General features: G+C 64.2%; 13 protein-coding genes. 4 read left to right on the top strand and 9 right to left on the bottom strand.

Annotated features, from left to right (window positions below):
* The first annotated feature begins 31 nt into the window (after positions 1-31).
* Together QQL24_RS24030 and QQL24_RS24025 are read left to right on the top strand one after the other, a co-directional pair.
* On the top strand, positions 32-949 hold the full coding sequence (locus QQL24_RS24030; RefSeq protein WP_284314825.1) for a DMT family transporter: 918 nt from the start codon (positions 32-34) through the stop codon (positions 947-949).
* Positions 950-1051: 102 nt separating this feature from the next.
* A complete protein-coding gene (locus QQL24_RS24025; protein WP_284314824.1) occupies positions 1052-2398 on the top strand; it encodes an AcvB/VirJ family lysyl-phosphatidylglycerol hydrolase in 1347 nt (448 codons plus the stop codon).
* A 133-nt stretch (positions 2399-2531) separates the two neighbouring features.
* Here QQL24_RS24025 and QQL24_RS24020 read toward each other — a convergent pair whose 3' ends face one another.
* The 3 genes from QQL24_RS24020 to QQL24_RS24010 form a co-directional block, all read right to left on the bottom strand.
* Positions 2532-4040, bottom strand: a complete 1509-nt coding sequence (locus QQL24_RS24020) for a RimK family ATP-grasp domain-containing protein (RefSeq protein ID WP_284314823.1) — start codon at positions 4038-4040, stop codon at positions 2532-2534.
* On the bottom strand, positions 4025-4525 hold the full coding sequence (locus QQL24_RS24015; RefSeq protein ID WP_284314822.1) for a GNAT family N-acetyltransferase: 501 nt from the start codon (positions 4523-4525) through the stop codon (positions 4025-4027). The genes QQL24_RS24020 and QQL24_RS24015 overlap by 16 nt, the downstream gene beginning before the upstream one ends.
* A 222-nt stretch (positions 4526-4747) precedes the next feature.
* Positions 4748-6280 carry a bifunctional metallophosphatase/5'-nucleotidase gene (locus QQL24_RS24010; protein WP_284314821.1) on the bottom strand — a complete coding sequence of 511 codons (1533 nt, stop codon included), beginning with the start codon at positions 6278-6280 and terminating at the stop codon, positions 4748-4750.
* A 181-nt stretch (positions 6281-6461) separates the two neighbouring features.
* Between QQL24_RS24010 and QQL24_RS24005 the strand changes: the two genes are divergently transcribed.
* Both QQL24_RS24005 and QQL24_RS24000 read left to right on the top strand, forming a co-directional pair.
* Positions 6462-6650 carry a type II toxin-antitoxin system HicA family toxin gene (locus tag QQL24_RS24005; RefSeq protein ID WP_284314820.1) on the top strand — a complete coding sequence of 63 codons (189 nt, stop codon included), beginning with the start codon at positions 6462-6464 and terminating at the stop codon, positions 6648-6650.
* 9 nt (positions 6651-6659) lie between these two features.
* Positions 6660-7070 carry a type II toxin-antitoxin system HicB family antitoxin gene (locus QQL24_RS24000; RefSeq protein ID WP_284314819.1) on the top strand — a complete coding sequence of 137 codons (411 nt, stop codon included), beginning with the start codon at positions 6660-6662 and terminating at the stop codon, positions 7068-7070.
* Between the two features lie 163 nt (positions 7071-7233).
* Here the strand turns inward: QQL24_RS24000 and QQL24_RS23995 are convergent, their stop codons facing one another.
* The 6 genes from QQL24_RS23995 to QQL24_RS23975 all read right to left on the bottom strand — a co-directional run bounded on the left by QQL24_RS23995 (position 7234) and on the right by QQL24_RS23975 (position 15609).
* On the bottom strand, positions 7234-8583 hold the full coding sequence (locus QQL24_RS23995; protein WP_284314818.1) for a virulence factor family protein: 1350 nt from the start codon (positions 8581-8583) through the stop codon (positions 7234-7236).
* A complete protein-coding gene (gene mprF, locus QQL24_RS23990; protein ID WP_284314817.1) occupies positions 8583-11258 on the bottom strand; it encodes a bifunctional lysylphosphatidylglycerol flippase/synthetase MprF in 2676 nt (891 codons plus the stop codon). Before mprF ends, QQL24_RS23995 begins: the two co-directional genes overlap by 1 nt.
* A 303-nt stretch (positions 11259-11561) precedes the next feature.
* Complete coding sequence (locus tag QQL24_RS23985; protein ID WP_284314816.1) at positions 11562-12704, bottom strand: hypothetical protein; 1143 nt, start codon at positions 12702-12704, stop codon at positions 11562-11564.
* A 374-nt stretch (positions 12705-13078) separates the two neighbouring features.
* Positions 13079-13237, bottom strand: coding sequence for an SDR family NAD(P)-dependent oxidoreductase (locus QQL24_RS36745; RefSeq protein WP_431310750.1), 159 nt, complete (start codon positions 13235-13237; stop codon positions 13079-13081).
* A gap of 190 nt (positions 13238-13427) precedes the next feature.
* The gene (locus QQL24_RS23980; RefSeq protein WP_284314815.1) at positions 13428-14342 is read right to left on the bottom strand and encodes a sugar kinase; all 915 of its coding nucleotides are present in this window, start codon (positions 14340-14342) and stop codon (positions 13428-13430) included.
* Positions 14343-14418: 76 nt separating this feature from the next.
* Entirely contained in the window at positions 14419-15609 is a 1191-nt protein-coding gene (locus QQL24_RS23975) for a pyridoxal phosphate-dependent aminotransferase (RefSeq protein ID WP_284314814.1), read from the bottom strand.
* Positions 15610-15667: the final 58 nt, after the last annotated feature.

Below are 15667 nucleotides of genomic sequence, written 5' to 3'. Positions count from 1 at the left end.
TCGGCAAATATGTCCCCTGCGTGAGCCTGTTATGAGCGATATTACCTCCACCAGCCGTGCCGCCAGCCTGCCGGTGGTGGATTCCGTCGGCCTCGGCGCCATGATCGCGGCCGTGCTGGCGATTGCCTGGTCGCCCATTCTCGCCCGCTTCAGCGATGTGGCGCCGGCGGCGACGGCGTTCTGGCGGCTGATGTTTTCGCTGCCTGTGCTGGTTGTCTGGGCTCGCGCGGAAGCCGGTCGAGCCGGCGGCCAACCCCTGGCGAACCTGCTGTCGCGCCCGGGGCTCGTCGCAGCCGTGCTGGCGGGCATCGCCTTTTCCGGCGACCTCGCCTTCTATCATGCCGCCTTGCCGCTCACCTCTGTGGCCAATGCCAGCTTCATCTCCAATCTCGCGCCGGTCGCTTCCGTCGTCGCCGGCTTCGTGCTGCTGCGCGACCGGATCCGCCCCTTGGTGTTGCTGGCGCTCGGCGTCGCCTTGGTCGGCGTGGTCATCACCAGTGGGGCCTATCATGGCGGCTTCTCAATGGGGCGAGGCGACCTGCTGGCCACCGCGGCGGGTTTTTCCTACGCCTTCTATCTCGTCGCCCTGCGCGTGGCGCGCAGCAGCCGTCTTGCCGCCGACGTAACGCTGGTCTCCACCATCGCGGCGGCTATGGGCCTGCTAGCCATTGTGCTGGTCGAGGGCGGGACCTTCCTGCCGCATACGTTGCAAGGCTGGGCCGTGGTCGTCGGCCTCGGCCTGATCTGCCAGGTGCTCGGCCAGGGCCTCAGCGCCGTCGGCATCGGCCGCCTGCCCGCCGGGATCGTGGCGATCATCCTGCTCTCGCACCCCATCTTGTCGGCGATCATCGCCTATTTCGTGTTCGGCGAAGCTCTCAGCCTCGATCAGCTTGTCGGCGGCCTCCTGATATTGGGCGCGGTGATGATGACGAGAATCAATATGAAGTGATCGCCTACCTCCATTGGACGGCTCGACTCCTGCATAGGTTGCGGATTACTTTCTGACAGGAGTGTTACGGCGGCGAGGCCGTCACTCGCCGTTTGGTGACCCATGCGTCTCATCTGCATGTTGTCGGCCCTGATGATCGCGGTCCTGCCGGCAACCATGGCGCAGGCTGCCGGGCGCAGCGCGACGACCGATCCGATCTTCGGCGATATCAGGCTCTTCAAACCCTTTGCCGCCCCCAAGAACGTCGTCGTTCTCCTCTCGGATTCCGATGGCTTCGGCCGGGACGAGAGCCGGGTCGCGGTGGAATTCATGCAGCACGGCGATCTCGTCGTTGGCCTGAGCTGGCCGGCGAGCCGGCATGTCATCGGGCTCGGCCGCACCATGACCTGCACGGAGCTGGCCGGCCATATCGAGGATGTCACCCTGCATGTGGAGCGCCTGCTCGACATCGCGCCCTACCAGACGCCGGTGCTGGCCGGCGCCGGTCTCGGCCAGAATGCCGCGCGGGCGCTGGCGCTCGAAGCCGCGGGTCACAGCATCGCCGGCGTGATCGCCCTTCACACCACCGACATGAAGCCCGACACGGTGTCGGCCTGCGCCGCCAACACCTCCACGCTCACCAATGCCGATGCCAGCGCCTCTACCGCAGCGAGCTTCACGGCCTTGCGCGAGATCGAGGATGGCGACGAGACGGCCGCGGAGGAGGCGGCCGAGGCGCTCGGCAAGGATGCCGGCCCGCATGGCCCGGGTGATCTTGCCGACCTGCCGCTTTATGTTGCACAGCCCGACGCACTGCCCCATCGCCTAGCGGTGGTGCTGTCCGGGGATGGCGGCATGGGCCCGCTCAACCGCAATCTCGCCACCTCGCTCACCAAGCGGGGCGTCGGCGTGGTGACCATCGATTCCCGGCGCTATTTCTGGGCCAAGCGCGATCCCGGCGATGTGGCTGTGGATCTGCGCCGGATCATCCGCCATTTCCGCGCGGCCTGGCCGGTCGACCGGGTGGCGCTGGTCGGTTATTCCTTCGGCGCCGATGCGCTGCCGCTGGTCTATAACCGCCTGCCGCCGGCCACCAAGCGCATCGTGGCGGTGGTGTCGCTCCTGTCGATCGCGCCGGTGACCGATATGCGCATCGAACTCAGTGACGACGATTATCCCAATGAGACGCCGCTGCTGCCCGAGGCCGCGCGCATCGACGCGCCCAGCGTGCAATGTATCTATGGCAAGGAAGACCGCATGGCGGCGATGGCCTGCCCAGCACTCGCCAATGCCCGTCCCGATTTCACGATCCTGCCGGAGTCTGGCGGCCACGGTTTCGATGGCGATTCCGATCGTCTCGCGGATATCATCGTTTCGCCGCTGCTCTCCGCCCCGCCGGTGCCGAGACGGCCGCGGTCCGTGCCGCCGCAGACGCTGGCGAAGCAGCCCCAGGCATTGGCGAAGCACTGATTTCCTGGGTTCGCAGGCATCCTTGCCCGTGGGTGCTCATTTTGTTGGAGGAGGCGCGACACTCACCCTCCCCATCAAGGGGAGGGTGGGCGTTGCACCCATCTTCGCAAGATCCGAGTCCTTCGGGGTTATCTCAGCTCCCCGTTCTTTGCAGCGGAACCACCGGCGCCACCTGTCGGTGCCGGGCATCGACCAGCGTCTGGAAGTGCCGCAGCAGCGTGCGGTAGAGGTCCTCGCCCGCCGCCGCATCCTCCATGCCGATATCGATGTTGGGATTGTCGTTGACCTCGATGACCAGCACTCCCGTCCTGGTCTGCTTGAGGTCGACGCCGTAAAGCCCGTTGCCTATCAGGCGGGCGGCAGCGAGGGCCGGATCCAGCACCTCGCGCGGGACATCCTGGACAGCCACCGCCTGGGTGCGGCCCTCGACATATTTGCCGGCGCCTTCATGCTGTATGATCTGCCAATGGCCTGACGACATGAAGTATTTGGCCGCGAAGATCACCTCGCCGGCGAGGATGCCGATGCGCCAGTCGAAAGCGGTGTAGATGAATTCCTGCACCAGGATGAGGTCGGACTCCTTCAGCATCGCGGCCGCGATCTCCTGGAACTCGGCCCAGTTCTCCGCCTTCTTGACGCTGAGGCTGAAGGCCCCATCCGGCACCTTGAGCACCACGGGATAGGTCAGGCCCGTTTCGAAGGTCGGCAGCGTGCGCCTGGTCAGGAACAGGGTGCGCGGCGCGGCGATGCCATTGCCGGCGAGAAGCTCGGAGAGGTAGGCCTTGTTGGTGCAGCGCAGGATCGAGTCCGGGTCGTCGATCACCGGCATGCCCTCATTCGCCGCCTTGCGCGCGAAGCGGAAGGTGTGATGGCCGATCGCCGTGGTCTCACGGATGAACAGGGCATCGAACTGGGTGAGGCGCGGGAAATCCTTCTTCTCGATCAGCTCGACCGCAATATCCATGCTCTGGCCGATGCGCGCCATCGCCTGCAGCGTCTTGAGCTTGGAGGGCGGCATCGGGTCCTTGGGATCGTGCAGGACGGCCAGATCCATGCGCGGCCCGCTCGACGTCGGCGCAGCCCGCCAGGGCCGGCGCGCAAACTTGCCGAGGCCATCGAGAAAGACCTTGTCTCGGCTGGCATCGACGTCGCGCGGGTCGAGGGGATGGAGGTTGGCGATCTTCCAGCCATGGCCGCCACCGATGCGTTCGAGGTCGATGGCGAGCAAAGGGCAGCGGAAAAGCTCGAAACTGCGGGCCGCCATCTCGGCCAATTCCTTGTCCTCGATCTGGCCGAAGAAAACCTGCACGCGCATGGCGTTGACGGCGCGCGGCACCGAGGGCAGGGGGCCGAGGCAGCGGTTGAGCCCGGCGAGCTTGAGGGCCTGCACCCCCTTTTGCTGCAGGTCGGTGATGGTCTCGACGCTTGGCGTCACCCGGTCGCCACGGGCCTCGGCCAGCAGCGAGACGTAATAGCCGATGCTGAGATAGGCGTAGCTGCGGCACAGATTGATCACCCGATGCGGGCGATTGAGGGCATTTCGGCCCTCGGCGATGAATTCCTGCGCGGTGAGGACGCGCGCCTCGGGATCCGGCCAGCGGAAATCGCTGCGCTTTTCGACGATGATCAGTTGAGATGACATGACTTGCTTTCGGGGCGCGCATGGATCTCGTCGTCCGAAATCATGCGCTGGTAACGAATGGCCTCGGCGCCGTCCTCGTAATAGGCGGGGATGCGCTTGAAGGGCTTGAAGCCAAGGTGGATGAACAGGCGCTGGGCCTGGAGATTGTCGAAGCGGGTCTCGAGCCTGAGGAGGCAGGCACCGGTCTCGGCCGCTGCCAGCATGACGACGTCCAAGAGCAGCCGGGCGACGCCCTGCTTGCGGGCCTCCGGCGCGACGGCGATCGAATAGAGCCGGGCGATGGCGGTGCGCTTATTGAGGAGCACGACCGTGCAGCCGGCGACGATGTCGCCGACCGTGGCCACGGTCACCAGGGCGGAAGGGCTTTTCAGGAGATCCCGCCAGCTTCGGCGGGAGATGCGGTCACCGGGAAAGACGGAGAATTCGAGGTTCACCAGGGTGTCGAGATCCTCGGCCCGGGCTTTGCGAAGTCTGATGGTGGTCATGAGCTTGACGGCACTGCGGTCTTGAAGACACCCGAGAAAATAGGCTCGACGAGAGCAGCCGACAAATAAGGAAAGTATAAGGGATGGCATCAGGTCGGACGCGAAGGTCGCCGGGCATACCCTTGAAAAGGCTTGATTTTCCAGAAGTTGGCTGGGGCGCCGAGTTGGTCAGGTGCCGGTCAAATCCGTGTCGGCTTGACTGATCCAGGCCAGAGGCGATGCCTATTGGATCACGATGCGCTTCTGCGCGCTGATGCCGATGACGCCCTTCTGGCGCACATAGACCATCACCTCATTGGCGAGCAGCTTGCCATCGGTGGCGCCGATCAGCACCCGACCTTTGGCCAGCGCGGTGTATCCGTCGCCGCCGGCGAGCATGAAATTATTGGAGGCGAGCTTGTAGCTCTTGGTTGGATCGAGCGGCTCGTTATTGATGCTGACCGAAACGATGCGGGAGCCGACCGGGGCCTTGCTATCCACTGTGACGATCATGCCCGATACCTGGGGAAAGCGGCCGGCATAATTCTCCAGCTGCGAGACGCCATTTTCCAACGCAGCCTTCAGATCGCTCCCCTTCAGCTCGACGAGCACCGTGGTGTTGCCGAAAGGCAGTTCGGAGAGGATGTCGCGGCGGGTGAGCTGCGAGCCGGCCGGGTAGAGCTTGTTGGCGCGGATGCCGCCGCCATTGGTGAGGGCGCAATCGGCATCGGTACGGGCGCGGATGGCGTCGGCGATCAGATCGCCCATGGTCGTTTCCTCGGAGCGCACGCTGGCGGTTCGGCTGTCGAGTGCGACGACCGTTTTGCCGATCACCACGTCCAGTTCCTGCGACAGCTCGGCTTCGAGCTTGTCGACGACGGCTTGCACCTCGGGATCCGGCGTCACCGACATGCTGTCATGTACGCGGAAATTCGGCAGCCAGCTCAATTTGCGCTGGTCGCCTTCGCCGCTCACTGTTACCGCGAAGTCGATGGCCGTGACGAAATTGCCTTCCTCGTTGGACTCCACCATCACCGTGCGGCCGTCATAGCCGATGGCGAGGTCATGGTCGTGGCCGGAGAGCAGCACGTCGACCAGGCGCGAGCGCACGATCTCATTGTCCATGGTGCGGTCGGTATGGGCGACGCAGACGATGAACTCGGCACCCGCCTTGCGCAGCGCCGCGGTCTCGGCGCGGAGGGTCTCCATCTCCGGCTTGAAGACGAGGTTGCCGCTCTGCGACATCTGGGGCGTGGCAGCCAGCGCCAGGCTGGTGACGCCGACCTTTATGCCGCCGAGCTCGATGATCGTGTTGTCCTGCATGCCAGGGATGGAGGAGCCGTCGGCCTGGCGCATATTGGCGGCGAAGAAGGGGTAATTGGCTTCCCTTAGTCGCTTGAAATAGACGTCGGTGCCGAAATCGAACTCGTGATTGCCGGGCACGAAGACATCGGGCTTGATCATGTTGGTGAGCGTGACGATGTGCTCGCCCTGGTCGAAGCCCGACATCAGCGAGGGCGAAAAGCTGTCGCCGGCGTGGCAGAACAGCATGGGCACGCCACGGGCCCGCTCGGCCTTGACCACCGCCGCCAGCTTGGGGAACCCGCCCCGGCCCTTGGTGTCACCGGCCTGGTAGATGTCGTTGACCAGGAGAAGCGAGAAGGTGGTGCCGGCGGGCGCCGCCTTTGCCGTGTCTTCGCCACCGGCAAGCATGGTCATGGAGAAGCCGGCTGCCAGGCCGAGACCAAGGGTTTGACGGCGCGAGATCTTCGACATGGGCCTCTCCCGGGAGTGCGGACAGTGGGTCTGCCAAGCCTTCCACAGGGATGTGACGCAGGCAAGTCAAGAGAGTTGGTATGATGCCTTATGTCGGCGATTTTGTGTAATGCATTGCGTAAAATAATTTGACCATCGAGCCATTTAATGCCAGTGAATCCTTTATATTTGAGGTTCACGCATGACCGCTCCGGAGACCAACCGCAACAAGATCGTCAAGCGTCTTGAAGCGGAGGGATGGGTAAATGTCGGAGGCGGTGAGCACGATAAGTTCGTCGAGCCGGGCTTTTCCTCGATAATGGTGCCGCGTCATCGTGAACTTTCGCCAGGTGTCGCGCGCTCTATCGCCAAGGCCGCGGGCTGGAGATAGGAGGAATTCATGCGATATGTTGCACTCGTGGATGGCAAGGCTCCTTCCATCGGCGTTTCCTTTCCCGATTGCCCAGGCTGTGTCGCCATGGGCAAGACCATGGATGAGGCCGTCGGCAATGCCATCGCGGCTCTCGCGGAATGGATAGACGATGAAGAGCGTGCCGGCCGCCAGCGTCCCGTTGCCCGCTCTCATTGGGAATTGCACGACGATCCGGAAGTCAGTCAGGCGCTGGGAGAGGGGGCGATTTTCATCGCTATTCCCTATCTGCCTGAAGCTGCCAAGAAATGGGTGCGTCTGAATATCTCGATCGATCCGGATCTCGTCGCGGAGATCGATGCGGCGGCTGAAGCGCGTGGACTGACGCGATCCAGCTTTCTGGCGCATGCCGCCAGGGAAAAAATCCGGACCGGCATATAGGATAAGCGGCTGGAGGCGTTCCTGGGACCGCAGGCGTCTCGCCTGCTCTTGGAAACGTTGCGGTCCAAGGTGCAGGCGGGACGCCTGCGGTCCCAGGAAAGCCTCCCGCCGTGTCACATCACTCGGCCAGAAAGAAAATGGCAGCCGAAACCGCCATCTCCTCCTACTTCTTCAGCCGATCCAGGATGGCGCGCGCCACCGGTTCGTAATTGCCGTCGAAGTGGTGGCCGCCGGGGCGCTCGATGATCTCGGCCTTCTTCATCTCCGGGAAGACGCAGGCCGTGTCGTTGTCGGGCACTTCCTCTGCGCCGTAGAAGCACATGGTCTTCTCGAAGGGCAGGCCGGGCAGATAGGGCTTCAGGTCCACATCGGAGGAGGAAGCGACGCCGAGCCAGCCGGACACCGAGATTTCGAAGTCGGCGGTGGGTTCCAGGCCCAGCATGGCGAGGAGGTTGACCTTCTTCTGGGTCTGCGGCGACAGCTTCTGCCAGGTGAAGGGGATCACGTCTGCCCCGAGCGAATAGCCGATTATCGCGATGCGCTTGGCCCCCCACAGCTTGGTGTAATAGCTGATGATGCGGGTAAGGTCGCCGGCGATGACATCCGGCTCCTTGGTGCTCCAGAAATAACGCAGCGAATCGACGCCCACCACCGCGACGCCTTCCTTCTGCAGGATCTCGCCGATGGTCTTGTCGATGTCGCGCCAGCCCCCGTCACCGGAGATGAAGATGGCGAGGCCGACCGGCGGCCCGGAAGCAGGCAATTCCACCAGGGGCAGGTCGCTCAGTTCCTGGTTCGGCGGCGCGCCCATCTCGACGGCCGCCTTTACGGCAGCGTCGTTGACAGCATCCGTGCCGTCAGCAGTGACGACCGAGGTCGCGCCCTTGGTGCCGGCGATGAAGGCCTGCTCGGTGGCGTCGGGCGGAGAGGAGGTGACCAGCGTCCAGCGGCCGGGCATCTCCTCCAGCGGTTTGTACTTCCAATTGCCGTCGGCGGCTTTGTCGCTCGAGGGGCCGTCGCACATGCGCAGCTTGGAGGCCATCTCATCGCTGAAATCGGTGGAGACCGCGCCGGCCGCGGTGTTCTCCGGAGCCTGGGCGAGGTTGATATAGGCGTAGGTGCCGCCGAGCTTGCCGAGGCCCATCACCACCGGCCAGCGCCAGGTCTGCATGCCCAATTGGCGCTGCGCTTCGCGGGAGGCGTCCTCGATGTCGCCGAAGGCATAATGGCAGTCTTCCTCGTCGCCCTTGGCAAGGCCATCGATGAAGGCCTGGGAATCGATCAGCATCACGGCGCTGCCCTGGGCCACCAGCTTTTCGGCCACGTCGTTATAGGCCGGCGAGAAGCCGTCCTTGTCGGAGAGTAGCGCGATGAACTTGGTGGGTTCGTCCTCCGGAGCGAGAACAGTGACTTTGCCGAGGATTTCTTCCTGGACCTGGACCTGACGGGGTGCCGCAAGGGCAGAAGTCGTACAAGCCAGCATGGCAACGCAGAACAAGGCGATGCGCCGCATCAAGTAGTCTCCTCAGACAAAGCTCGTCTCGGGCTTGAGGAAATCAAGCCGGTAACATCCATGAGAATTTGCGGTAGGGCCAATCCACCCGGGAATGCAAGATATTTCGGCCGCCATTCCGGCTTGAATTTGTCCTTGTAGGACCGAAGCCCTTCGAAATTATAAAAGCGGTCGCCACGCCGGTAGACGAAGGCGCCGACCCGGCTCCACAGCGAAGCGAGGGGGTGGCGCGCCAGGCCGGAGAGGGGCGCCATGCCGAGATTGAACCACTGATAGCTCTCGCTCTTGGCCTGGGAGAGCAGGCCAATGAACAGGAGGTCCATCATGCCGGCCGGTCCATCAGGCAGATAGCGCATCAGGTCGACCGTGTATTCCTTCTTGTCGGCGCCGCGCCAGATATTGGCGAAGGCGACGATGCGGCCGCTCTGCCGGATCACGGCCTGGTCGTAGCGCCTGACATAGTCTGATGACCAGAAGCCGAGCGAGAAGCCCTTCTCCTTGTTACCCTTTTCCGCGAGCCAGGCATCGGAGACCGCCTCGAGCTCAGGAAGAATGGTTTCGACTTTGGCCGCTGGCACGAGCTCGAAAGTGGCGCCGGAGCGTTCGGCTTTGGCCTTGGCCTGGCGCAGGCGTCGGCCCTCGCTGCCCTCCAGCGTGAATTTGCTGAGATCGACCCAGGCTTCCTCGCCGAGCTTGGCCAGCGAGAAGCCGGCATCGAGATAAGCGGGCAGATGGCCGGTGGTGATCTGGTAGAACACTGGCATGCCGCCATTGCGATCCACCAGCTCCTTGAAGCGCCAGACCATGCCGTCGATCTCTTCCTCGGGCGCCACAGGATCACTCATGGCGATCCAGCTGCGGCCCTGCACGCCATACATGGTGAAGCCCTTGCCGCTGGCCGAGAGCAGGAAGCGCTTGTCGCCGAGCATGGCGAGATGGGCGTCGGAGCGGGTGCTCGCCTCGATCAGCGGCTCCAGTGTTGCCAGCTCCTCGCGCGTGGCCGGATCGAAGGCGGCGCGCGTGCGGTGCATGATGATGTAGGCGGCAATGCCGAAGGCGACCACCACGGTGGCGAGCGTGGCGCGCAGGAAGCGCGGGGCATCGTCGCTGTAGGCGAAGTCCCACCACAGCTTATGCTGGTAGTCGACATTGGAATAGACGAAGAAGCCGAGCCAGATGGTGGCTCCAACAGCCACGATGCAGGCGATGATCCAATGGAAGGAGGGGCGTACCGAGAAGAGCTCGGCCTGGCGGTAGAACTCGTCCTTGTAGAGCACGAGCAGGCCCGCAACGATCGAGCAGATGATGGCTTCCTCGACATCGAGGCCCTTGAACAGGGCGCAGACGGCGCCGGCGAGCAGCAGTAGCACGGCCAGGCGCTGGGCGTTGGCCATGCGCCGCACCAGGCCGTAGGAGATGATCAGGAGCACCATGCCAGCGATGCTGCCGGCGAGCTGCGAGAGCTCGACGAAAGGCAGCGGGATGATCGTGCGCAGGATGGCGATGCGGTAATGCTCCTCGGGCGTGGCGCTGGAGAACAGAAGCACGACACCGCCGAGGAACACCGCGATGCCGGCGGCGCGCGGGGCGATCGGCCGGGCGAAGGAGCGCAACGCCTTGGCGAACTGGCCGACCTCCTGCTGGCGCTGGCGCACTTCATAGGCGCCGAACATCAGGCAGGCGATGGCGAACGGGATGATGTAGTAGACGAGGCGGAACAGGATCAGCGAGGCCCACATGTCGCCGCGCGGGATCTGCGGCTGGGCGAGCAGCAGCGTCGCTTCGAAGACGCCGACGCCGCCGGGGACATGGCTGATGACGCCGAGCACGGTCGCGATGGCGAACACGGCCAGGAAGCTGATGAAGCCGGCATCGGGCCCGGCGGGCAGGATCAGCCAGAGTGCCGCCGCGGCGGCGACGGTGTCGAGCAGGCCGACGAGAATGGCGCCGAGCGTCGCCTGCGGGCCGGGCAGGGGCATGGTCACTTCGCCCACCGTTAGCGTGCGCTTGCGGATGGTCGAGACCGTCACCCAGGTGCCGACGCCGACAAGCACGGCAACGCCGATGATGAAGTTGAGATTGGGCGCCAGACCGTCGATGGGCGCCAGCGAACTCGGCCGGAACAGCAGGCAGATGGCCGCCACCGTGGCGATGCCGAGCCAGAAAGTCAGGGTAGTGAGCGCGCCGACGGCGAGGATCTGGCTGGGCTTGAGGCCATAGCCCTGATACATGCGCCAGCGCACCGCCCCGCCTGTCAGCACGCCGAAGCCCAGCGTGAAGGTGAAGGTCTGGCTGACGAAGGAGGTGAACGCGACGGCGGGCAGCGGCACCTGCTTTGCCCCGACATGGTGCAGCGCCAGGATGTCATAGCCGATCAGCGCGGCATAGGAGAGGGCGGCGGCGGCGAAGGCCAGCGCCACCTGGTGCCAGACGATGCGCGACAGCGCGTTGGCGATGTCGTTCCAGGTCAGGTCTTCCAGCGTGTCATAGAGGACGAAGGCAGCGATGAGGAAGAGGGCGAGGCCGACGAGAAGGCCGGCCTTGCTCCAGTCGATCCGCTTCAGCCAGCTACCTTGAGCAGGAGGGACCGCGGCGATTCCAGCGGGTGCAGGCGAGGGGCCGGGAGCATCGTCGCGCGTCACGGCGCGATCGAGCGATCCCACAATCTCAGCCATGCCTTAAGCCCCATCCTGAAAGGCGGCCGCCTCAACGGACCCGCCCACTGTCGACACGTCACTGCGCCCTGAACTGGATCGTGACCGACAGAAAAGGGCACATGCCATCGGGAGAGCACTAACAAGGCACTCCCCGCGATTCAAGCTCAGCGGTCACTTATCACGCGCAATGTTCATGCTGGCAGAACGTGGCATTCCGGCGGCGGGTATGTGAATTGTGTGTAACAAACTGCAACGCCGGGCGCGGGACTGGTGGGCCTGGCTGGAGGTTCGCTCGAGACCGGCCGGGCTCAATAGCCGCCGTCAGCTCGAAAACAGCGTCAGCCCGTGATACAACAGATAGGCCGAGCACGCCCAATGCGAGTAGCGCGTACTGACATTGGGAACGACCGCGTCGAAGTTCGCCCAGCGGCCGCCGACGTACCAGCTCGACCCCATAGGATTGTCGCCCGATGGTGATGGGCGATTCTGATAGATGATGCCCTTCGCAGGCCGCCAGGTCGAGCCGCCGGTCTGTGCTACCCCATCGAGGTCGAAAATGCGGGCCGTCATGTTGTCCGTGCCGACGCCGCGCGTTTGGAAGGAGCGGTGCGCGTTGACGCCGTTGGAGAAACTCGAAGTATAGATCGAGGAAAACACGAACGTGTCCCTGAGGGCATAGGGGTTGATGTCGTTCATCGCGGCAGTGACCACCGCGCTGACGACATCGCTCCAGTCGTCGCAGAAGCTCCCGAGATTGTAGCCTTGGCTCGTCTTGTAAAAGGGAATGACCAGAACTTGGTTGACGCCAGCGGCCGAAATCAGCCCGCCGATCCGGTCGGTATAGTCGTCCCACAATTTCGTCCAGCCAGCGAATGAGTCGTAGTTGCCGTCGGTGTAGCCGCCCTGGATGGGCGTGGGGGTGAAAAATAGGTGGGGCGAGGCGCTCCCGATCGTCAACACGACACTGGCGGGCACCAAGACCCCAAACCATTTGATCGAGGTTCCCGTGACGGCGACCAGGCGGCGCGAATAGACCGTCGGCTGGCTCATGGGAATGAGCGGCGCCCTTCCAGGCATGCTGGAGACGGCAGCGAAAAACGGCACCGACGCGACATTGTCCACCAGTAATCCGCCGCCTGGATCGTAGACCCTCGCGCCAAGGGGCGGGTCGGCGGCCAATTGGTTCATCAGGCGCAACGTGCCGCCACCGGGATCCACCACCGAGTCGGCCGACGCCATATCGTTGGTGGTCTGGAAGGTGTTGATCTGGCCGGCGATCTCCGAGATCAGCGAATCGCGATCGATCGGCCAGGCTCCGGGGGAATCCGCCGTGCCGCCGCTCGCCGTGGGGATGCGGTCCAGCAGGTCGCTGATGGTGGCGAGATCGATATTCCGATTGGGCATCGGCTGCACGCCGTTACGTAGACCGACCGCGGCCCCGATGCTGACTCTCTGCGTAGCCATGGAAACTTCATCTCCCCAAAGCATTCTGCGGCCTAGTCGAACCTGCCCTTCCGCGGAATACACGTCAGCAGGTCGATCCTGCCCCTCGTCGAGGAGCTTCTGACCCAGGGCGATCTGCTCGCTCCGGTGTCGCCAAACATCGGCATCTTCGCGACATGAAGAACATAATGCTGGCTCGCTTCGGGAGTGTTTCATCAGGCAAGGCGACCACCGTCGACCGCAAGCTCGGCACTGGTGATGAAGGCGCTCTCGGCAGCGGTCAAGAACAGGATCGCATTGGCCTACTCGGAGGGCAAGGCTCATCCTGAGCAGAGGAACGGTGGAGCGTACCATTTGTCGTCCCTCAGTTTCTCCTGAGCCCACGAACGACTCCATCATGGGGGGGCATGCGGCAACGTTGCCACCACGCGTACGCCATAAGGCGCCAGCTCCAGGGCCGCGCTGCGCGTCAGGCCGGTGACAGCGAACTCGCTGGCGGCATAAATGCCAAGCGAGGTGGCACCGGTTCGCGTAAATAAAATGTGTCGAAACAAATGGATAGAGATATCTTCCGATCCAATGGGATCGGAAGATGCTCCAGCGACAGACCGCAGGTGACGGTTTGGCAAGCGATGGTTTGCCTGTACTGGGGGCGTGGCTCCTATGGAGCCTGACCGAGAAATCGCTGGAAGCTCGACAAAATCTACGCCCTTCCCCCTATCGTGCGCTTTTTGAGCCAGGCTCCTACACGCCCGCCATCGCCTCTGCCGGGATGATCGCGCCGCGATGGGTGATCACCCGGGCGGCGAGGCGATGGCCGGCGAGCGCCGCCGCTTCCTCGGAGGCGCCGCGATGGCGGGCGGCAAGATAGCCGGCATTGAAGCTGTCGCCGGCGGCCGTGGTGTCGACCGGCGAGACCTTTTCAGGCACCGGCACATGGATCTGGCTGGTGCTGCTGCGGATATAGACGCCGTTGGTGCCGTCCTTCACCACGATCTCGCGGATGCCGTAGCGGGCGAGCCGCGCCAGCGTATCCTGTGGCCTCAAATCCCCCCACAGGGCCTGCTCGTCGTCGAAGGTCGGCAGCATGATTTCGACCAGCGGCAGGAAGCGGGAAAAGGTCTTGCGCGCCCGCTCGGTACTGCCGCCCCAGCCGCGCGGGCGGAAATTGCCGTCGAAGGCGATGCTCGCGCCGAAGCGCTTGGCGGCCTTCAGCACCTGCTCGAAGCGGTCGAGGCCGGCGGGCGTATAGAGCGACAGCGTGATGCCGGAGAAATAGATGATCCCGGCCCTCTCGATGCGGGCCGTGAGATCGGTGCTTTCGGCAAGTTCGAACAGGCTGCGGGCGGGGGCGCTGTCGCGCCAATAAAAGAAGCGCCGCTCGCCCTTGTCGTCGGTCTCGATGGCGTAGAGGCCGGGCACCCGGCCGGCCAGGCGCGGCACGCCGGTCATGGCGATGCGCTCGCTGGCGGCGAGGTCGCAGATGCCCTGCGAATAGGGATCATCGCCGAGCGCCGTGGCATAGGCGACATCGAGGCCGAGGCGCGCGGCGTAGACGCAGGTATTGAAGGTGTCGCCGCCATAGCTCAGACTCATGACATTGCCGCTATGACGCGAGAGTTCCACCATGCATTCGCCGATGGCGATGAGATCGGTCATGACGTCTGTCCTGGCGGGTTGGCGGTGAGGCAAAGCCAGCGGGCAAGCATCGGGCCGGTGTGAACGATGACAGGCTTCACGCGTGGTTCCCCGGATTGGCGCTGAGGAACTCGCCCATCCGGCCGAGGGCCTTGCGGATATTCTCGGCGGAATTGGCGTAGGAGAGGCGGATATAGCCCTCGCCATGCACGCCGAAATCCGGGCCGCCGATGGTAGCAACGCCGGCCTGCTCCAGCAGGGCGGAGGCGAGGGGCTTGGCCTTCCAGCCGGTCTTGCGGATGTTGGGGAAGGCGTAGAACGCGCCCTTCGGTGTAATCGACGAGACGCCGGGCAATCGGTTGAGTCCCTCGACCACGATCTTTCGCCGCCGGTCGAATTCGGCGACCATGGCGTGGACCTCGTCCTGCGGGCCGGTGAGGGCGGCGAGGCCGGCCCATTGGGCGCTGGCGTTGACGCAAGAATAGGAGTTGACGGCGAGCTTGCGCGCCGCATCGCCCCAGGCTTTGGGCCAGAGCGAGAAGCCCATGCGCCAGCCTGTCATGGCATAGGTCTTGGACCAGCCGTCGAGCAGGATCAGGCGGTCGCGGATGGAGGGATAGGTCAAGAGCGAGACGTGCTCCAGCCCGTCATAGCTCATCTGGCTGTAGATCTCGTCGGAGAGGATGGCGACGTCGGGATAGGCTTCCAGCCCCTTCACCAGCGCGTCGATCTCGGCCTTGGGCGTGACGCCGCCGGTCGGATTGGCTGGCGAGTTGAGGATGAGGAGGCGCGTGCGCGGCGTGATCAGCGAGAGCGTCTCCGCCGCCGAGAAGGCAAAGCCATTCTCCTCGCGGATCGGCACCGGGATGGGCGTGGCCCCGGTGAACTCGATCATCGAGCGGTAGATCGGAAAGCCGGGATCGGGATAGAGGATCTCGGCGCCCGGCTCGCCGAACATCAGGATCGCCATGAACATGGTGACCTTGCCGCCCGGCACCACGATCACCTCGTCCGGCGAGATCGAAACGCCGGTGCGCTTCTCGACATCCGCTGCCACCGCCTCGCGCAGGGGCAGGATGCCGGTGGCCGGCGTATAGCCGTGATGACCGTCGCGCAAGGCCTTGACCGCCGCCTCGACGATATGGGCGGGAGTGGGAAAATCCGGCTGGCCGATACCCAGATTGATGATGTCCTTGCCCTGCCCGGCGAGGTCGGTGGCGCGGGCAAGTACGGCGAAGGCATTCTCCTCACCGATGCGTGAGAAGGCGGAAACCAGGTGAGGAGGCATTGGGGCGTTCCGTTACGGGAAGAAGTCTTCTATGACGGGCAGGCTACAACGAGAATCA

Source organism: Labrys miyagiensis, assembly GCF_030160835.1.
GTDB classification, from domain to species: Bacteria; Pseudomonadota; Alphaproteobacteria; order Rhizobiales; family Labraceae; genus Labrys; species Labrys miyagiensis.
Note: the sequence above shows the minus strand (reverse complement) of the source record. Positions and strands in the feature narration are given on the sequence as shown.